The sequence below is a fragment of the Bacteroidales bacterium genome (genome assembly GCA_035299085.1).
GTDB lineage: Bacteria > Bacteroidota > Bacteroidia > Bacteroidales > UBA10428 > UBA5072.
In genome coordinates this window covers 83,688-103,864 of the sequence record DATGXG010000014.1, presented here as the reverse complement: position 1 = coordinate 103,864, position 20,177 = coordinate 83,688, and the positions used below count along the sequence as shown (strand labels likewise).

Sequence of the window (20,177 nt, the reverse complement as noted above, 5' to 3'; positions counted from 1 at the left end):
TTCAGATTATGGGAAGAATTGTTATTAAACCCATAGGTTTTGTCAAAAATGACAGGACTGATCCGATTGATGACAACTGGTCGTCGGTTGAATCCACTTTTTTACTGGCTGATGACTTACCTGATGAATGCCTGGATGGGATCGAAGAATTCTCCCATCTAGAGATAATCTTTTATTTTAATAAATCATCAAAAACATTTGTCGGGAGTGAACATCCAAGGGAAAACAAAGCTTATCCTAAAGTCGGTATCTTCGCCCAGAGAAAAAAGGACAGGCCAAATCATATCGGAACCACAATTGTAAATTTGATTTACCGCGATGGTCGAAAGTTAATTGTTAAAAATCTTGATGCAATTGACGGAACCCCGGTTATTGACATTAAACCGGTATTTAACGAATATCTTCCGAAAGGAGATGTAAAACAACCCAACTGGTCAAGTGATATAATGAAAAATTACTGGTGAAAAATTTAAACAATGACAGAATTTACTTTGAAATACAGCTACAACGAAATGGATTTTGAAAAGGTGACCCTGATGCTGAAGGATGTTTGGTGGAGCCCGGGAATCGGCAAAGCGGAGGTCATGCAGGGAGCACAGAATTCGGCGTTGATTGTGGGAGCATTTGATGCGAATAATGAGCAGATCGGGTATTCACGGGTAATATCTGACAAGACTCGTTTTGCCTATATCATGGATGTGGTGGTTGATACACGATACCGTAAAAAAGGCATCGGACAGGCAATGATCAGTTTTATCCTTAAACACCCGGAATTAAAGGATGTATATCAATGGGTTTTATTAACCAAAGACGCTCATGGAGTGTATTCCAAAGTGGGATTTAAACCCATAGCGCAACCAGAAAACTGGATGGAAATCAGACATAACAGACCGGATCGGTAGTTTGGATGGCTTCGCCGTTTGAAAGCTTCGCTGTTTGAAGGCTTCGCCGTTTGAAACAGCCGTCATTGCGAACCCCGGTTCCTACGGGGTGAAGCAATCTGCCAGCACAGGTAGTACTTTATTAAAGATTCGCCGTTTGAATTTTCAGGGACCATAGGGACTATAGAGACGATAGAGACCAAAACAACAAGAAATGATCTTTTTCAAAAATCGAGACGAATTCAGGGAATGGCTCCAAAACCATTATAAAACCAAAAAGGAGCTGGTTGTGGGTTTTTACAAAACAAAAACCGGGAAACCTTCCATGACATGGAGTGAATCGGTGGACCAGGCACTTTGTTTCGGATGGATTGACGGCATACGCCGATCCATTGATGATGTTTCCTACAGCATCCGGTTTACCCCACGCAATCCGAACAGCGTATGGAGCTCTATCAATATAAAAAAAGTTGAGGAACTCACACAAAAAGGACTGATGACCCCCGAAGGACTGGATGCATTCAATAAAAGAAAACCTGAAAAATCAGGAATTTATAGTTTTGAGAATAAGCCCGGACAACTGACACCGGAAATGGAATCGCAGTTTAAGAAAGAAACTGCGGCATGGGATTTCTTCAACCTGCAGGCTCCCTCTTACCGCCGGACAGTCATTCATTGGATCCTCAGCGCTAAAACAGAAACCACCCGGCAGAACCGGTTATCAAAACTGATTGAAGCAAGCAGCGATAAAAAGAGATTGTTTTAAGTGTTGCCCGAAATGAAAAACAGTATATTTGGCCTGTGATTGGGCAATTCAGTTTAAAGCCATACGTTTACATGAAAAAAAGTTCAAATGCCAGCATACGATACAAGATTTACGAGGACCGGAATTTGCTTGTTGATATCCTTGAAAAGGAAATTGCACTTGCTGATCTCAAAAGACTTTTTCTGAGTGAAATATCAGATGAAAAAATTAATACAGTTACTAAAATACTGTCCAATGTAATTCTTGCCAAACCTCTGGTTACACTTGAAGAAATGCAGCATTATGTCACCCTTGTGGAATCAGAAAAACATGATTCAAACCTGCGATGGGCCATACTGACTGATGAACCGTTTCAAACCGCTTTTTCAATGCTTATTAAAGAAGCTCCTTCCTTTGCCAATACAGTCGGCGTTTTTACGACGCTTGAAGCATGCACCCATTTTCTGGACATTAATTTCGAAGAAACAGAATTCAGCGATTCTGACTACAAAATCGTGTAAAATTGCTTCGCATCGAGGGTTGTGTAATATTACAACTTATTTTCACAGGGTTTCACAGAGGTATCACAGAGTTTCACAGAGAGGGAAACTTCTCTCAGTGGTTCTTTGTGCCTCCTCAGTGGTTCTCTGTGTAACATCTGAACAGAAACCATTTTCAACCTTGAAACCAATCTTCATAGCCGGATCCATACTCCTGCTATCTGCCGGTTGCTTTGACCCTGTGGATAATCATGTCGAAGGCAGGGTTGTGGATGAACTTACCCGCGAGGCGGTTCCGAACCAGGAAATAATAGTTCATGATTTGATTGAAACAGACCATAAACTTGTTCCTGTCCGCACAAACCTGTTGAGAACCGATTACGCAGGCCACTTCAACTATACTCTTAACCCGGACGGACGGGTTTTCTATGATTTTTACGTTGTGGGTGATTCACTGTATGGATTTTCCAACTACAGGCTGAGTTGCCGTGACTTTTACCTGAACAGGAATCAGGTGACTCTTGGTGTTCGCAAGCTTACCGGCCTGACATTTATAATAGAACGAAAAGATATTACCAATTTAACCGATACGCTTTATTTTACCTGGGAATCCAACGGAATTAACGGGAAAACCATATATCCCTATAAGATTAAAAACTACACGGAAACCGGCAATTGTGACAGTATGGAATTCAGATGGATCGGTGGGAAAATAGAATCGGTCATTGAGACCAAAGTGTATGCTGATAAAAAAACTATCATTCGCTGGAGACTTTTCCGTGAGGGACAAATCAATGAAATAAATGATACCATTATCTGTAATCGCAACGTGGATAATTACACCTATTTCAAGTATTAAACAATAAAAAACTTGTCCTATCTCAATAACGCAGTTGTCCCGGGCCGGGGGCGACTGCGTTTTTTTATGAAAGCATGCCACTACCTTTGCAACATAAAATAATTTTATGGAAAAGATAGTTATCATAGGAGGTGTTGCTGCCGGAGCCACTGCAGCAGCCAAAGCACGCAGAATCTCATCAACTGCAAAAATCACCATGCTTGAAGCAGGACCGGATATTTCATTTGCCAACTGCGGATTGCCCTATTATATAGGCGGTGACATAAAAAACCGTTCCAAACTGATCCTCCAGAGTCCCGAAAGTTTTAAAGAACAATATGATGTGGAAGTTCATACCCACACCCTGGTTTCATCAATCGACAGGAAAGCTAAAACCGTAAGAACAACAGATACCCGCACCGGGGAACAGAAAACTTTTGAATATACCAAACTCATCCTTGCCCAGGGCGGCAGGCCGGTTACTCCGGAAATCCCGGGTGCCTCACTGCACCATGTTTTTTCACTGTGGACGCTCGAAGATATGGATAAAATCCATCGTTTCATGGAAGAGAAAAAACCGCAGAAAGCTGTAATAGCAGGTGGTGGATTTATCGGACTTGAAATGGCTGAAGCCCTTGTAAAAAAAGACCTCAGGGTTCATATTGCCGAAATGATGCCTCATGTAATGAGTGTCATGGATGCGGAGATTGCCGGTTTCCTTGAAACCGAGCTGCAATCATATGGTGTTGAAATCCATACTCAATCAGCTGTTAAGGAAATTACAGGCAAATCGGTTTATCTTGACAACGGCATTGAAATACAGGCCGACATGGTGTTGATGTCGATCGGCGTAAAGCCCACTCTTCAACTGGCAAAGGAATCAGGACTCGAAACCGGTGAATCAGGAGGGCTGCTTGTGAATTCTTTCCTGCAAACCAGCGATCCTTTTATTTACGCAGCCGGTGACATGATCGAAATTGAGCACCGTGTCAATAACCGCAAAGTCAGAATCCCGCTTGCAGGTCCCGCAAACCGACAGGGAAGAATTGCTGCTGAAAATGTTCTGGGAGGCAAGCATACGTACAAAGGAGCCCAGGGCACATCGGTTGTACGCGTGTTTGAAGCGGTGGCAGGCATTACAGGATTATCGCTTAAACAGGCATTAAAGTCAGGATTTGATGCTGAGGCAGTTGTTGTTCACAAGGAACATCATACCTCTTATTACCCGGGTGCTGAAAATGTAACGGTTATGCTGGTGTATGACAGGAAAACAGGTATTATACTTGGCGGACAGACAGCAGGGTACAAAGGTGCCGATAAGCGACTGGATGTCCTGGCGACAGCCGTTGCTTCGAAATTAACTGTGAGCGACCTGGCTGATGTGGATTTTGCCTACGCTCCACCGATCGGTACTGCAAACGATGCCCTCAATATGGCGGCTTATGCGGCCGAAAACAGGATATCGGGATTCAGTCCGGCCATTAGCGTATCGGAACTTGATTCGTTCCTTACGGATAAAAATGTCGTCTTCATTGATGTCCGTGATGTTTTTGCTTTTAAAAAATCGCACATCGGGGGAGCGGTCAATATTCCGCTTGAACTGCTTTCATCAAACCTGGATAAATTGCCGGCCGACCGTATTTTTATTGTTTATGATGAATCAGGCAAGAAGGGACACCAGGCTTTACGGATGCTAAACGGGGCCGGTTTTAATCAGGTGTATAATATTTCAGGCGGACACATTTCACTACAACGATACGCCCGTGCAGCAGGTTTTAATAAAGTCAGAATTGATCTTTTACCCGTTGATTCAAAATCTTTGGCGAAAGAGAAAAAAAATGATGAAGAAATCAGCAAGGGATCAAAAACCGATATCCCTGTAGAATCAAACGAAGCCCTTATAATTGACGTCCGCACCCCCCAGGAATTCAGATCAGGCGCCTACCCGGGAGCGGTGAATATTCCCCTGGATACCCTGCCCCACCGGCTCTCTGAAGTGGGCGACCTCACGCGGGAAATTATAGTTTATTGTGCATCGGGCGCCCGTTCTTCCTACGCTATGCAGTTTCTGAATCAGAATGGTTATTCACGTGTTAAAAACGGAGGCGGAATTATGCAAATGATGCGGAACAGATAATACACTCACCATTTGATTATTACGAAAATAATCTTAACTTTAGTTAACCATTATTTTCATGTCAGAATTTCAAAAAGCCAGTATCCGGTATAAAATTTATCAGGACCGCAATCTTCTGGTTGATGTAATTGAAAATCATGTACGTTTAGAAGACCTGCGGGATGTTTTTTTTTCTGAATCTTCTGATCCGGATTTCATACACGTCCATAAAGCCCTCACAAACGCTGTGAACGCAGATCCGGGACTTTCCGTGAATGAATTGCAGACCCTGATACCCATGTTGCAGTTATCAGATCAAAAAACGGGATTCCGATGGGCTATTCTTACGGATAAGCCAAAACAGACTACCATGTCAATGCTTATTAAAAAAGATCCCTATTTCAGACACATTATCGGAGTATTTACTACATTGGCTGCCTGTAATAGTTTTCTGCACCTTACATTTGATGAAAGCGAATTCAATGATGCAGATTATAAAAAGCTGGTTTAACCCGATTTATTAGCAACCATGAACTGCCCGCGATGTACCGTTGAACTGAAAAATAAAACTATCCTCGACTTCAAGTACTTTCTGAATATCGATTACTGTGAGTCGTGCGGAGGTATTTGGCTCGACAAGGGTGAAATGGAAAGACTTGAAAAAACGATCGAACCTACTTTTTATGAGATCCGGAAAATTCCCTCTCAAAAAGTGCAGTTGCAACCTGTAATATGTCCTTCATGCAGTAATACAGAGCCGTTGCAGAAGCTTCAACACTGGAGGGATAACCATGTTATTATTGACTTATGCACACAGTGCAAAGGAATCTGGCTTGATACGGGCGAAATTGAAGCCATCCGCGAAGAGAACTGGGTTTTTGTGATCGGAAAGTTTTTTAAGTGGCTGGTCTCTGAAGAGGTTTAGAAGTTCAGGAGTTCAGGAGTAAAGAAGTTTCAAGGTTGTTTCAAAGTTGTTTCAAAGTTGTTTCAAGGTTGTTTCAAAGTTGTTTCAAAGTTGTTTCAAGGTTGTTTCAAGGTTGTTTCAAGGTTGTTTGAAATCTATGAAATACTAACAGACTAACAGTCTAATAGCCTAATAGCCTAATAGCCTATTAGCCTATTAACCTTTCTTCACAAATTCAGCCTCTTCCCTATCACACCGCACAGTACATCATAATCCCCGTCAAAATGATGACCGCCGGTAAGCTCGGTATGGTCGATTACTCCGTCAAGTCCCGATTTGCACAGGGATATTTTATGATCATCACAAATGCAGTATGCATTTTTAATTTTTAGTTTTTTAAGCTGATCGATGATGGGCTCTCCTTCATTTGTATCATAGGCATAAAATATCAGCTTTATTTCATAGCATGCATTCTGTGCAGGGGCAATTAAAATCATATCTTTTATCTTTTCTGCATAAGCCGGTTCCAGTTCATTTACTGAATGGGGTAGAATTTCAGCGCCCATTGAATAGCCCAAGAGAACGACATTTGAAGCTTTCCAAAGGGTTCCGTATTTTTTAATCAGCGTTTGAATATCGTCAGCGATTTCAGCCGGCTTTTTTTCTTCCCACAAATACTTTTTCGTGTTCACCCCGACAACAGGGATATTTTTTGAGTTCAGGTAAGCTGTCACTGCCTGGTCAAGTTCCCTCCATCCCCCGTCACCACTGAAAAAAATGACCATTGTATTGTGTTTGGCTGTAACAGGAGATTCAACAAGAGGCAATGTGGTTTGAGTAAATCCTTGCAAGGAGATCAATATAGAAATTATTACAGGCAATTCCCTCATACATTTTGATTTAAAAACACGTTAAATTTAGTTTTAATAAAGAAACAAGCTGGTTCCGCCAGGGTTGTCCAAAATAAATTTTAACTTACGTTGTTTTTAACACTCAAATCTGAATCAGGCCTATGAATCGGAATACATGGCAGCTTATATTCATAAGCCTTGTGTTTTGCAGTTGCATCAATCCCGGAAAATTTGAGCTTGAAGGAAATGTGGTGGATGAAAAGACGCATGAAAATGTACCCAACCGCAAGGTTGTGGTGCAGGAACTTGTACAGGGCAAAAACAGGCTGATTGCGGTGAGCACTGACGAATTTCTGACCGATAGCACCGGGCACTTCAAACACTTGCTGAACAGGCACAAAGATATTTACCTGTATAATTTCAGTGTTGTCGGTGATACAGTTTATGGTTTTTCGGGCAATACCCTGGGATTGACCGATCTTAAGAGATATGGAAAATTTCTTACATTTTCCCTGACAAAACTTACCGATTTCACCATTGCTATTGAAAGGAGAAGCCGGACAACTTATAACGACACGCTGTATGTAACCTGGGAATCCGATGGAATTGACGGACGAAAACTGTATCCCTACAGAATAAACAATTATGGTCACCATGGCAATTCGAACGAAGTAGAACTCCGATGGATCGGTGGAAATATTGAATCGGCCATTAAAACTAAAGTATATGCCGAAAAACAAACACTTGTTCATTGGGAACTATTCCGCCAGGGAGAAATAAAGCGAATTACCGATACCATTTTCTGTGGAAGGGATGTGAAGAATTACACGTATTTTAAATACTGATACTGGATACTGGATGCTGGATACTGGATACTGGATGCTGGATACTGGCATGACTGAGCTTGCCGAAGCAGATACTGGATGTTGGATACTGGATACTGGATGTTGGATATCTGCCTGCCGGCAGGCAGGCTGGAGGACCTTGGAGTCCCTAGAGTCCCTAGAGTCCCTAAGGTCCCAGAAATAACACCGAACACCGAACACCAATTTAAGAATTAAGAAGTTTTACTAACAGACTAACAGACTACAGACTAACAGACTTACAAAAACACCGAACACCGAACACCGATTTCTGATTTAAGAAGTTGATGCTGGATGCTGATGTTGGATTGCTGAAACATTAATTTTATGATTGAGCCCATTATAAAAACAATCTTACCCAAACTCATGGCCGGGAAACGCCTTACGATGAGTTTTGCGAATAACCGCACCGGTGAGTTATGGGCCGGATTTATGCCCCATATATCCGGGATTACTAACAGGGCTTCATCGCTTCTATATTCACTTCAAATATACGACCCACTGTATTTTGTCCATTTTAATCCGGCCAGGAATTTTGACAAGCTTGCACTTGTCGAGGTTACAGAAAAAGGGCCGTTACCCGCTGGTTTTGAATTCTTCGAATTGCACGGAGGACTTTATGCCGTTTTTCATTACAAAGGACTGAGCAGTGACAGCAGCATTTTTTCATATATTTATACGACATGGCTTCCTGCTTCAGGGTATGTGTTGGATAACCGTCCGCATTTTGAGGTACTTGGCGATAAATATAAAAATAATGATCCGGCATCTGAGGAAGATATCTGGATTCCAATTGTGAAGAAGGTTTAAAGTTGACTAATAGTTAAAATTAATTGACCTAAACTGTAAATAAATCGGGATCATTTCCGTACAACCTGTTGATCTGAGTTTTAGCACCATTTTTACCCATCTCTGACAAAGGATTTCTTCTGGGAATTCAGAAAGAAGTGAAGTTGTATATACTTATATTCAAAAGATTGCGGAGCATGGATTCAGAAAATTTTAAAAACCTTTTCAATGCCATACACGACTTTCTATTTATCCTTGACCTGAAGGGTAATATCCTGGAAGTCAACAAAGCCGTCAACATATTCCTGGGTTATGATAACATTGATCTCAAAGGGAAAAGCGTTTTACTTGTTCATCCGTCCGAATACAGGGAAAAGGCCGCTGAAATTGTAGGTCAGATGCTGGCAGGACTTGCAGAAAAGTGCCCTCTTCCGTTGTTATCCAAATCAGGTAAGCATATTCCTGTAGAAACCAAAATATATCATGGTCACTGGAATGATGAACAGGTGCTGATAGGCATAAGCCGAAATATGTCGGATATTGCCCTTTCTGAAGAAAAGTTCTTCAGCGTGTTTGATAACAGCCAGGCTCTCATGGCCGTTTCAGAAATTGAATCCGGAATCTTTGTTAACGTTAACAAGGTTTTCCTGAATGTACTGGGCTTTGAAAAATCAGAAATTATTGGGCGGAATTCAAAGGAACTGAATCTTTTTTATGATTACAAACAGAGGGAAAAGCTTGCTGAAAAATCAAGGCAAAACTCAGTAATTGAAAATGAGCACGTCATTGTCCGGACAAAGGACGGCCGGCCTTTACATTGCCTCTTTTCAATCACCCGTATCCAGATTCAGACCTATCAATACCTTCTGACATCGGCCATTGATATTTCATCCCTTGTTTTATCAGAAAGAAAACTTAAAAGGAATCTCGAGCAGCAAAGGCTCCTGGCCGACATTTCCCAGAATTTTCTTTCACTTGATCGTTTCTGTGAAAAAATCAGGAATACATTGCAGCTTTTGGGGGAACATACTGGCGTCAGTCGAGTGTATATTTTTCAGGACCTACCGGACGGACTTCAGACCTGCAATACGTTTGAATGGTGCAAACCCGGTTTGAAAGGGCAAATCGAGGGATTTCAGATGCCCTATGAACTTGTCCCTTCATGGAAGAAAATTCTGAATGAAAACGGCAAGGTATTCTCCACTCATATTAAAGAACTGCCTGCCGATTTGGTTGCTGCTCTTGAACCACAGGGTATAAAATCAATTCTTGTCTTTCCTCTTTTTGTGCAGAACCGCTTTTTTGGCTTTATCGGATTCGATGAATGTGAACACGATAAGGAATGGGAAGAGGAAGAAGTGGAATTACTCAGAACTATTGCGGGTATTATCTCCAACTCATTTGAAAGACAGACCTTCCAGAAACAATTGACTGAAAGTGAGATTCGTCAGAAGCTGGCACTTGAAAACACCGAGGCCGGTTTGTGGGATTGGAATATACAGACCGGTGATGTCTATTATAGCGAGATCTGGTGCAACATGCTGGGCTATTCTCATTATGAAATAGAACCAAGTGTAAAATCATGGAAAGAACTTTTGCATCCCGATGATCTGCCTTCTGTGCTTAAAACCCTTAACCGGCATTTACACGGCAAAACTGAATTTTACCAGTCGACCCATCGTTTACTTACCAAAACTGGTGATTGGAAATGGGTGATCGATAAAGGAAAGGTAATTGAATTCGATGAAAACGGAAAACCGAAACGGGCAATAGGCACTCACATAGATATAAGCAATCAGAAGGCGATTGAAGAGGAACTGCGGAATCTGAATGTGACAAAGGATAAGCTTTTTTCGATTATAGCCCATGATCTGCGGGGTCCTATCGGAACCATGATGCAAATTTCAGAAATGGTAACTGAAAAGGGAGGAATGGATGATGAGACCCTTTATAATTTTCTGCATTCACAAAAAGAACTTACAGAGAATACTTTTCAGTTACTTGAAAACCTGCTGAACTGGGCCCGGTTTAACAGTGAACGCATTCAGTTCAAGCCGAAATCCATCAACCTGAACACCATAATTGATGAAAATCTGACGAGTATAAAATTCCGTGCAGGGCAGAAAGGAATTTCCCTTGTATCCGAATTCACTGATTCATACAGCGCCTTTGCCGATGAGGATATGGTTAAACTGGTGATCCGCAACCTGCTTTCAAATGCACTCAAATTCACCGGTAGAAACGGGTCAATTCGCATTGAGCTTGAAAAAACCAATCATACTGTTGAAGTCAAAATAAGTGATACCGGAACCGGAATTTCAGATGAAAACATTTCAAAAATCCTGTCAGAAAATGTATTTTACAGTACGTCAGGCACTGCCAATGAAAAAGGATCAGGACTGGGTTTGAAACTCTGCAGGAACTTCATTACTCAGAATAAGGGAAAGTTCATCATAGAAAGCAAAATTAATACAGGCTCAACTTTTACATTCACCTTACCTGAAATACCTGTATCAGGTTAAAAAATAGGTTAAAATGGCCTAACTTTAGGCTAAAAATGCCGGCAGACAAATCACAGGCCTTAAAAGCCCTGAGGGTTATACCCGGAGTGGGCAAATCCATCGCAAACGATTTATGGGATATCGGAATCCGGAATGTCTCTGATTTAAAAGGCAGGGATCCGGAAGTGTTATATGATCAATCGAATCAACTGGCTGGTATGACACAGGACCGCTGCCTGCTTTATGTTTTCCGCTGTGCTGTCTACTTTGCGGAAACCCCGGCGGATCTTCAGGATAAAGAAAAACTTAAATGGTGGAACTGGAAAATATGAAACACACAATTCTCGGTGCCGGTGGATCCATTGGAAATGCCCTGGCCTTTAAACTGATTGAAAAGGGCGAAAACCTTCGGTTGGTGTCCCGCAGCGGTTTTTCAATCAGTGGTGCTGAAACTGTAAAAGCAGATATCACCAATTATGACGAAACGGCTGAGAGCGTGGCTCATTCGGATGTAACATACCTTTGTGCCGGACTTAAATATGATATCCGCGTATGGCGCGAGGAATGGCCCAAAATCATGCGGAACGTCATTGATGCCTGTAAAAAAGCAGGATCCAGGCTGATCTTTTTTGACAATGTGTACATGTATGGTAAAGTGGAAGGTAAAATGACCGAAACCACACCAATAAATCCATGCAGTAAGAAAGGCGAAGTGAGGGCTAAAATAGCCAGGATGCTCGAAGAAGAAATTGTTAAGAAGAATATTACAGCCATCATCGCACGGGCTGCTGATTTGTACGGACCATGGTCAACTAAATCGAGTGTTCCCTGGATTATGGTGTTTAACAACCTGATGAACGGCAAGAAAGCCCAATGGCTTGTGAATGATCATGTACCTCACTCCTACACCTACACTGCCGATTGTGCCGATGCCCTGTATCTGCTGGCAAATGATCCGATTTCATTTAACCAGGTGTGGCATATGCCTACCAGTAACCCAGCACCTGATGGCAAAACATTCATTGAAATGACGGCAAAAGAACTCGGTGTAGCCCCAAAACATATGGTGTTATCCAAAACAATGGTAAGGATAGGCAGTATTTTTGACCGTACAATAGCTGAAATCAACGAAATGCTTTACCAAAATCAATATCCCTACTATTTTGACTCCACCAAGTTCAATACCCGGTATGCCTTCACTCCGAAATCCTATGCAGATGGTATAAGGGAAACGATTGAATTTTTGAGGAAATAAAAAGTACGTCATTAATAGTAAGAACACCTTTTTAAGGATCACCCAATGATATGACGATCATGGATTCACGAATAGCTACGAAGTAGCGCCGTCACCCTCCACTCATCAAAATAAAAGAACTTTATGTTATTGATGATGCGGTAGAGCGAGTTGACCCAGTAATTCCTGAGTCCAATACCGTTCGGATCGCCATGTAAACGGCGGTGAAACAGCAGGTTACCGTTTTTCATATCAAATGCAACGAAATGAAAGATGGCGTCTTCAGCGCTCTTGTTGAGGCACTCGGCAATGAATACAATACCAATGCCCACTTTGCCCGAGAGATCGTACTGCGATATAAAGGATGCAATGTCCTCATCGGAAAATTTAACTGTATTCATCGCTTCCATCTCGTCAAGCCGGGTCTGGGAATTCACAACACTCATTATATCAGTGTCATAATAAATGTCGCTTTTTCTTAACATCCCAGCCAGGTCAAATTTTTCCCGCTCATTCACCACTACCATGTTCCATTTCGGAAAATAGATATCCCGTATTTCCATCACATTTTTCCGGCCGGCATCGGCAAATTCAGCAAAATTGCCGATAAGCTTAACGTGTGAAAAATCAATGCCCAGATACGTCACCGAAACATCGCTTCGTTCAAATAAATCCTCGACAGATTGTGCCTGTGAATACATGGCTACAAGCAAAAGTGCTATTATAAGATTTAACTTTTTCATATGCTGAAATTTTGGATAGTTTACTTTAAAAGACAACGGTTTTGCGCAGGGGTTGCACTGTTTTGTCAGTATAATGGCGTGGTGGCTTCATCCACCAGGTAAACTATCGATTTGTAGGTGATTCCGCTGTGGAGAGAGAGCCCGATTTCACAGGTCCTGCTTGTGCTGTAACCTTCTTTAATATCCTCAGGGATTTTTATCCTTAATGTACTCAAAGCCGATTTATTGAGTTCGGGCTTTGTAAATCCCCTGTCGCCTGCCCAACCGCAGCAACCAATATCGTCAGGCACAACTCCCTCGATGCAGCACATTGAGGCCAGCTTCACTAATTCCGGTCCAATGCCCATTTTTATGGTGCTGCATGTGCTGTGGATGGCAACTCTTTTGGACAATTTAGAAAAAGTCAATCGTGGCACCAGGAATTCAAGAATGAACTGCACCGGTTCATACATTTTCAGTTTTGGTGACAGCGTTTCTTTCATGTGAAACAAACAGGGACTCATATCACAATAAACCGGGATTTGGCCGCCCCTGCTTGCCTCAAGTAAAGCCTTCTCAAGTTCATCCGCTTTCTTTTTAGCCTGGCTGAAAAAGCCTTTACTTTCAAAGGCCATACCGCAACAAAGATTATCAAGTCCTGCGGGGAGAATCACTTCATACCCTGCCTTTTCCAGAAGGTTGATTGTTTTCTCCACCAGTGCCAATTGATCTCGGCCGTAATCCGAAGATTTACCCATGCTCCGGTTAATGCAGGTCGGGAAATACACAACCTTTAATTCCGATTCCTTTGATTTATGGCTGATCTTATGCCTGCCATGAGGCATAAGTCCCTTCAGAAGCGGAATATGAAATAAAGCCGCTGCATTAAGCGCACTGCGAACTAAGGAGGAAGCAAATGCTATATGTTTTGAAACTGTGTCGGCTGTAAAGTTGGCAAGCGCACCGTGGGAGTTAAACCGCAGATCCTTGATCAGTTTACCCGTGTTGATCTCAACCGGGCATGCCAGTCCGCATAAACCATCGGTTGCACAGGTTTGCTCCCCGTTGTACTTAAATGCTTTTGCCATGAGCCGGGAATTCAATGGATGGCCAGATGAAATTTCACGGTAAGCGACAATCCGCTGTCGTGGAGTCAATGTCAGGTTTTTTGAAGGACAGTCGTTTTCACAGAATCCGCATTCAATACACTGATCGATTGTTTCGTGGACAACCGGGAATAGCTTGATGTTTTTAATATGGATAGCAGGATCATAGTTCAGGATCACCCCGGGATTAAGCATGTTTGAGGGATCAAGAATTTTTTTAATATTTTTCATGACGCCATATAAACCGGGGCCCCATTCCTTTTCAACAAACGGGGCCATATTCCTGCCGGTACCGTGCTCGGCTTTCAGACTGCCGTCAAAATCATTCACCACCAGGTCAGCCAGTTTTTCCATGAATTGCCTGTATTTCTCAACTTCATCAGGCTTTCTGAAATCAGGCATAATCACAAAATGCACATTCCCGTCGAGCAGGTGACCCCACATGACCGAGCCGGCGTAATTGAAATCGCTGATAAGCTGTCTTAAGGTAACTACAGCATCACCCAGGACTTCCGCGCTGAAGGCCACATCTTCAATCAGGCACGCTGTGCCGGGAGGCCTTGTGGCGGCAGCTGAAGTGAACAACCCTTTCCTTACCTTCCATATCCGGGAGTATTCAACCGGATCATAAATGAATTCAACCGGGTAAAGAGTCCGGATTCCTTTGAGAACACCTGTAATTTGGGTGGCCTGTTCCTTCAGTATATCCTTATCGGGTGCAGAAGTGTCGATTAGCAGTGCTACGGCGGTTTCAGGGAGTTCGCTGATTATCCCTTTGACTCCGCTCAGGGTGACTGATCGGAGGGCATTCCGGTCCATCAGCTCAGCTGCGCTTACTTCGCAATTTCTGAGAGGAATTATGGCGCGGCATGCTTCGCGGATATCCGGCAAAAATACAAGGGCTGCTGCACTGAAAGGATGGCTTTCAACCGTGTTGAAAGTAGCTTCTGATATAAAACCCAGCGTTCCTTCGGATCCGATAGCCAGGTGCCATAACATATCCAAAGGATCGTCAAAATCAATGAGCGAATTGAGCCCGTATCCCGTTGTGTTTTTCAGCACGTACTTATGACGGATAAAAGAATGAAGTTTCTCATTAAACTTAACCTTTTCTGATAACCTTTTGAGTCCGTTTAATATTTCCGGATGTGCTGCTGCAAACTGGTTCCGCGAAATTACATCACGTGAATCCAGAATACTTCCATCGGCCATCACAATCCGCAAACCTTTCAGTGTATTATAGCTGTTGGTTGCGATTCCATAACTGGCACCGCTTGCATTATTGGCAATGATACCTCCTATTTTGGCAGAGGCAATGGAAGCAGGACTCGGTCCTATTTTTTTATGAAACCGGTTCAGGACTGTGTTTGCCAGTCCCCCTGTTATTCCGGGGTGAAGGCTTATTTCAGAACCCTTATGGCCTATTGTGTATTTATTAAATGAAGGACCGGTTTCTATAAGCACAGAATCGGATATGGTTTGACCGCAAAGGCTTGTACCGCCGGCTTTAAATGTCACTGCCACTCGTGCCTGGCGGCATAACTCCAAAACCCGGAGGACCTCCTGTTCGTTGTTCACCTGGACCACAAGTTTTGGGATCAGCCTGTAGAGCCCGGCATCTGTTCCCTTTGCCAGGGTATAGAGCGGATCAGTGAAGACAGGCGAAGCATATCCTGATTTCTTCAACTCATGGGCTATTTGAGCGTAACGTGTTTTCAAATCCTTCCTCTCTAAACTTTTTCAATACCAATTCCGGCATCTCCGGGAATAACTATTTTCCCCTTTTTAATCAGAATTCCTTTATAGGGATCATTGCTGATCAGGAGGTTTCCGTCGAGATCAGCCCAATCGGCCAATGGCGAAAGCTGCGATGCTGCACTTACGGCACATGAGGTTTCTGTCATGCATCCGATCATTACTTTCAATCCGCATGCACGGGCCATGCTTATCATGGTGAAAGCGGCTCTAAGGCCACCGCATTTCATGAGCTTAACATTTATGCCGTTGTACACTCCTGCCATCTTCGGAACATCGGCCGGAACCTGCACTGCCTCATCAGCAATCACAGGAATCGGGCTTTGAGCGGTTATCCATGCAATGTCATCGGGCATTGTTTTGGGCATTGGCTGTTCAACATAAATCACATTCTGTCCGGCAAGCCATTGAATCATTTCAAGGGCTTCCTCTTTTACTTTCCATCCCTGGTTCACATCCACTCCTAAAGGCACATCGGTAACCGATCGCACAGCATGGATCATCTCCCTGTCGTTCCCTCCGCCAAGCTTCACTTTAAGGATGTTAAATGCAGATGCCTCCCTTGTTTTATTGGCAACCATTTCGGGATTATCAATTCCTATAGTATAAGAAGTATCGGGTGCGTGGAGAGGGTTTAATCCCCATATCCTGTGCCATGGCTGACTCATGAGTTTGCCGGTGAGATCATGCAGAGCTATATCAACTGAGGCTTTGGCAGCATGATTTCCCGGTGCCAGACCATCTACATATTCAAGAATGTCCTCCATGAGAAAAGGACTGCGGAAACGTGACAGGTCTACTTTCGACAGAAACTCAGTGGCAGTGGCGTGCGATTCGCCCAGGTAGGGAGGCATGGAAGCTTCACCGAAACCCTGGATGCCATTCCAGCTGACCGTGGTAAGCATTACAGGGGTTGTCTTCCTTGATCCGGCAGCCAGGGTGAAAACATGTTTTAACTGCAACTCATAAGGTTGGAATTGAAGCTTTAAAACCGGGTCTTTTGAAACCGGGAAAGGCTGATTTTTCAACTTTTCATAATCAAACGACTGTAAACTTGCAGCTCCTGCCATAAGACCGATAGATTTCAGAAAATTCCGACGTGAATTTATCATATGCCATAAGGTAATTCAGAAAAGTCAACCGGTTCACTTTCAGTATTTGTATTACTTTGCGAAGTTATTACATAATACCATCTTCGAGGAGTATTTTTTATTGTCCTTTTTAAAGACAACGAGGTTTCAGAAGTTACAAAGAACAGGTTGGATGGGTTGGTATAATCGCGCTTTTTCCTGTGCCGGAATTTATATATAACATAATTCTTTGCATTCTCTTCCTCACTCCATTCAAGGTATATTGAATCATTTACTGTCCTCAGTTGTGCTACAACGGGAGAAGCAGGAATTATGGGAGTTATCCGGTTATTTACAGGGTTCAGAGCGGGGTAACGGTATACTTCTTTCAGCAATTTCTCTTTCAGATGCCGAGGATTCGTCCGCAGGTATTTAGCACTGAAAAACATGCTGCCACTGATATTGCGTAACCGGCGGTTTAGCTGAACCTGGTCGGTTATCTGGATTGCTTTTCGCCACGCTTTGGTGGTTGACTTTTTATCAATCCTGTAAAACGCCTGCCCTAAGTAAAGCGGACATCCATAGGCATGGTCGTTCCACCACCTGGCCAGAACAGCATAATCGGCTACTTCAAAACCGATATGCCAGTATAATTGTGGGACCACATAGTCGATCCAACCTTCTTTCTGCCATTTCAGAATATCGGCAAATAGATCGTCGTAATTGGTCTGGCCTGCTCTCGTTGCAGAACCTGTACTATCACGGGCCGCATTGCGCCATACGCCGAATGGTGAAATTCCGAATTCAACCCATGGTTTAATAGCTTTTATGCTGTCACGGATCTGTTGTATGATCAGATCCACGTTGTGCCTTCGCCAGTCATCGCGCTGTTCCGCTAAAAAAGTGCCATGATAGCGGTTGAACGAACTGTCATCGGGAAACTGAGCACCAGCTATCCTGTACGGATAAAAGTAATCGTCCATGTGAATGGCATCGATGTCGTATCTCCGGGTTATATCAGCAACTATCCGGGATACGTGATCACGTGTTTCGGGCAAGGAGGGATTAAAATACCGCGTGGAGCCATAATCAATGAAAAGTTCAGGGTGAGTGTTTGTAATGTGAGACGGCGATGTAAAGTTCCGTGATGTATCTCGAACAGCCCTGTAAGGATTAAGCCATACATGAATATCAATGCCTCTTTTCCTGCATTCGCTTATTGCAAATTCAAGAGGGTCATAAAATGGGTCAGGGGCCTTTCCCTGCGTGCCGGTAAGCCATTGCGACCAGGGTTCGAACGATGAAGAATAAAAGGCATCCGCGCAGGGCCTTATCTGGAAAACAACGGTGTTGAGATGATAGTCCTTAACGAGATCGAGCAGCGAGATCATTTCATTCTTCTGCTGTTCTGTTGTTAATGTTTGTGATGAGGGCCAGTCTATGTTTTCAACAGTGGCAATCCAAACGGCACGCATTTCCCTTATAGGAGCGGTTTGAGAATGCAAAACAAACGGCTGGAAAAGGCTTACCAGCAATAGAAAAGATAACTCATACCGTTTCATGACTTGCTTTTCTTGATACCGAAATCAGGATTGATCTTAAGGAATGGAATCAGCAGCATGCCGGGAATCGTGCAGAACATGATATAGACAAAGAACCCGTGATAGCCCAGCCATTCCTGCATATATCCCGAAAGCATCCCTGGCAGAATGACGCCTATGGCCATTAATGAAGTGCCGAAAGCGTACTCAGCTGCCTTATATTTACTGTCGCCCACAAAATACAGCATGTACAGCATGTACGCCGTGAATCCGAAGCCATAGCCGAACTGTTCAAGGACAATGGCTCCATAAACCGACCAATCGCCCGGCATGGGTTGAGTGGTGGCAATAAACAAAAGTCCAAGGTTAGGTAAGTTCATGCTCAGCGCCATGATCCAGATGAGCTTCTTCAAACCGTATTTTGAAGCATACATCCCTCCGAGAATTCCGCCCAGTGTAAGGGCAATCATACCAATGGTTCCATAGGCAATGCCAAACTGAACCTGCGTAAGTCCGATACCACCCGATGCCCTTGATGCTACCAGGAACGGGGTTACTATTTTGATCGACTGAGCCTCGCCGAAACGATAAAGCAGGAAAAACAGGAGAGCAGGCACAATTCCTGGCTTCTTAAAAAATGAAATGAACACCTCACCATAAACTTTCAGATTCACTGAATTCGCCGTTTTAATTTCAACAGGCTTTGGAAGTATGAACTTATGGTAAACTGCCAGTAAAATCAGGAAGATGCCCAGCATCATAAGTGATGCGGTCCAGCTGAAAGCTACATTGCCTGCAGTGACTTTGAAAGAAGCCGTGGTAGTTTTATCAAGGTTATGGTTTATGTTGAAAAGAACCTTAACCGGCTTATTCCAGTTTTGACTGGTGAATTCAAACCGGCCCGACTTATTGGAGAGTTTTATATCCTTGCTCCCTGACTTGAAAGTAAGGTTGAGCACAATTCTCTTTCCCTCTTCAGGGGGTGCAGAAAGAGTAACCCAGGTAACGGCGGTATCCGACTCAGAAATCCCGGGCTGTACAAGCGGTATTGTAATATCAGCCGGATGAAGCACAATATACGGCTTGCCGGTTGCAACGGAATCAGTAAGCACCGGTGCATCGATTGGCTGATACCGGCTTACCTGCACCGCATCCACTTTGATCATGACCGGATCCAGTCCTGTTTTCTCCTGCACTAACCCTGCCAGCAAAGGGATAAAGCCGGTGGCCGTAAGCATGGCGATGCGATAGAATGTGCTGCGGATGCCGACAAAGAAAGTCTGGTTGTGCTGGTCGAGCGCATGCATGTAGAAACCGTCGGCTGCTATATCGTGACTCGCCGATGTAAATGCAATGATGGCGAATATGCTGATGGATACAGGGAAGAAAAATTTAAGCGGCATCACGCTGCCGGCGGCAATAAAAAGAGCCCCGAGCAGGATCTGGGTAACTATAATCCAGTTTCTTTTTGTTGAGATGACCTCAACGTAAGCACTCCAAAGCGGTTTGATAGCCCAGGGAAGATAGATGACGCTGGTCCAGAAGGCCAGTGCCGCCACTGAAATTCCCATGGTTGTATAGATCAGGCCTGATGTGGTTTGAACGATGGCGTTGGGAATACCTTGAAGCAAATACAAGGTTGGAATCCATAACCATGGATTTATCGAGGATTGATTTTTTGACATGAAAATTCGTGTTTGTTATAACCTGACAGCGTCCGAAGGACCTGTCAGCGTTATATTAAATTTCAAAAACGCTGAC

The 20,177-nt window shown here is 43.4% G+C and carries 19 protein-coding genes; 13 read left to right on the top strand and 6 right to left on the bottom strand.

Features of this window, described 5'->3' with window-relative positions:
• Positions 1 to 8 precede the first annotated feature (8 nt).
• From VK179_04050 to VK179_04015, 8 genes are all read left to right on the top strand, one after another.
• Positions 9 to 464: an SAM-dependent methyltransferase gene (locus VK179_04050; protein HLO57888.1), complete on the top strand. Its 456-nt coding sequence runs from the start codon at positions 9 to 11 to the stop codon at positions 462 to 464.
• Between the two features lie 12 nt (positions 465 to 476).
• A complete protein-coding gene (locus VK179_04045) occupies positions 477 to 902 on the top strand; it encodes a GNAT family N-acetyltransferase (protein HLO57887.1) in 426 nt (141 codons plus the stop codon).
• Positions 903 to 1,095: 193 nt separating this feature from the next.
• On the top strand, positions 1,096 to 1,647 hold the full coding sequence (locus VK179_04040) for a YdeI/OmpD-associated family protein (protein HLO57886.1): 552 nt from the start codon (positions 1,096 to 1,098) through the stop codon (positions 1,645 to 1,647).
• A 71-nt stretch (positions 1,648 to 1,718) separates the two neighbouring features.
• A complete protein-coding gene (locus VK179_04035) occupies positions 1,719 to 2,147 on the top strand; it encodes a hypothetical protein (GenBank protein HLO57885.1) in 429 nt (142 codons plus the stop codon).
• A gap of 160 nt (positions 2,148 to 2,307) precedes the next feature.
• Positions 2,308 to 2,985 carry a hypothetical protein gene (locus tag VK179_04030; protein ID HLO57884.1) on the top strand — a complete coding sequence of 226 codons (678 nt, stop codon included), beginning with the start codon at positions 2,308 to 2,310 and terminating at the stop codon, positions 2,983 to 2,985.
• A gap of 106 nt (positions 2,986 to 3,091) precedes the next feature.
• Entirely contained in the window at positions 3,092 to 5,101 is a 2,010-nt protein-coding gene (locus VK179_04025) for an FAD-dependent oxidoreductase (protein ID HLO57883.1), read from the top strand.
• A 58-nt stretch (positions 5,102 to 5,159) separates the two neighbouring features.
• Positions 5,160 to 5,591 carry a hypothetical protein gene (locus VK179_04020; protein ID HLO57882.1) on the top strand — a complete coding sequence of 144 codons (432 nt, stop codon included), beginning with the start codon at positions 5,160 to 5,162 and terminating at the stop codon, positions 5,589 to 5,591.
• 18 nt (positions 5,592 to 5,609) lie between these two features.
• Positions 5,610 to 6,005, top strand: a complete 396-nt coding sequence (locus VK179_04015; protein HLO57881.1) for a zf-TFIIB domain-containing protein — start codon at positions 5,610 to 5,612, stop codon at positions 6,003 to 6,005.
• Between the two features lie 206 nt (positions 6,006 to 6,211).
• On the opposite strand, the gene VK179_04010 is transcribed toward VK179_04015, so the two are convergent.
• Complete coding sequence (locus VK179_04010; protein ID HLO57880.1) at positions 6,212 to 6,844, bottom strand: AcvB/VirJ family lysyl-phosphatidylglycerol hydrolase; 633 nt, start codon at positions 6,842 to 6,844, stop codon at positions 6,212 to 6,214.
• Between the two features lie 152 nt (positions 6,845 to 6,996).
• Between VK179_04010 and VK179_04005 the strand changes: the two genes are divergently transcribed.
• The 5 genes from VK179_04005 (at position 6,997) to VK179_03985 (ending at position 12,243) form a co-directional block, all read left to right on the top strand.
• On the top strand, positions 6,997 to 7,680 hold the full coding sequence (locus VK179_04005) for a hypothetical protein (protein ID HLO57879.1): 684 nt from the start codon (positions 6,997 to 6,999) through the stop codon (positions 7,678 to 7,680).
• A gap of 345 nt (positions 7,681 to 8,025) precedes the next feature.
• Positions 8,026 to 8,508 carry a GyrI-like domain-containing protein gene (locus tag VK179_04000; GenBank protein HLO57878.1) on the top strand — a complete coding sequence of 161 codons (483 nt, stop codon included), beginning with the start codon at positions 8,026 to 8,028 and terminating at the stop codon, positions 8,506 to 8,508.
• Between the two features lie 176 nt (positions 8,509 to 8,684).
• A complete protein-coding gene (locus tag VK179_03995) occupies positions 8,685 to 11,009 on the top strand; it encodes a PAS domain S-box protein (protein HLO57877.1) in 2,325 nt (774 codons plus the stop codon).
• Positions 11,010 to 11,044: 35 nt separating this feature from the next.
• Entirely contained in the window at positions 11,045 to 11,320 is a 276-nt protein-coding gene (locus tag VK179_03990) for a helix-hairpin-helix domain-containing protein (GenBank protein ID HLO57876.1), read from the top strand.
• Complete coding sequence (locus VK179_03985) at positions 11,317 to 12,243, top strand: NAD-dependent epimerase/dehydratase family protein (protein ID HLO57875.1); 927 nt, start codon at positions 11,317 to 11,319, stop codon at positions 12,241 to 12,243. Before VK179_03990 ends, VK179_03985 begins: the two co-directional genes overlap by 4 nt.
• Before the next feature lie 65 nt (positions 12,244 to 12,308).
• Here the strand turns inward: VK179_03985 and VK179_03980 are convergent, their stop codons facing one another.
• The 5 genes from VK179_03980 to VK179_03960 form a co-directional block, all read right to left on the bottom strand.
• Positions 12,309 to 12,965: a hypothetical protein gene (locus VK179_03980; protein HLO57874.1), complete on the bottom strand. Its 657-nt coding sequence runs from the start codon at positions 12,963 to 12,965 to the stop codon at positions 12,309 to 12,311.
• 65 nt (positions 12,966 to 13,030) lie between these two features.
• Positions 13,031 to 15,769 (bottom strand): FAD-binding and (Fe-S)-binding domain-containing protein, encoded by a 2,739-nt coding sequence (locus tag VK179_03975; protein HLO57873.1) that lies wholly within the window; start codon positions 15,767 to 15,769, stop codon positions 13,031 to 13,033.
• Between the two features lie 11 nt (positions 15,770 to 15,780).
• Positions 15,781 to 16,917: a dipeptide epimerase gene (locus tag VK179_03970; protein ID HLO57872.1), complete on the bottom strand. Its 1,137-nt coding sequence runs from the start codon at positions 16,915 to 16,917 to the stop codon at positions 15,781 to 15,783.
• Positions 16,914 to 18,437: a family 10 glycosylhydrolase gene (locus VK179_03965; protein HLO57871.1), complete on the bottom strand. Its 1,524-nt coding sequence runs from the start codon at positions 18,435 to 18,437 to the stop codon at positions 16,914 to 16,916. The genes VK179_03970 and VK179_03965 overlap by 4 nt, the downstream gene beginning before the upstream one ends.
• Positions 18,434 to 20,101 carry a hypothetical protein gene (locus VK179_03960; protein ID HLO57870.1) on the bottom strand — a complete coding sequence of 556 codons (1,668 nt, stop codon included), beginning with the start codon at positions 20,099 to 20,101 and terminating at the stop codon, positions 18,434 to 18,436. The genes VK179_03965 and VK179_03960 overlap by 4 nt, the downstream gene beginning before the upstream one ends.
• Positions 20,102 to 20,177 lie beyond the last annotated feature (76 nt).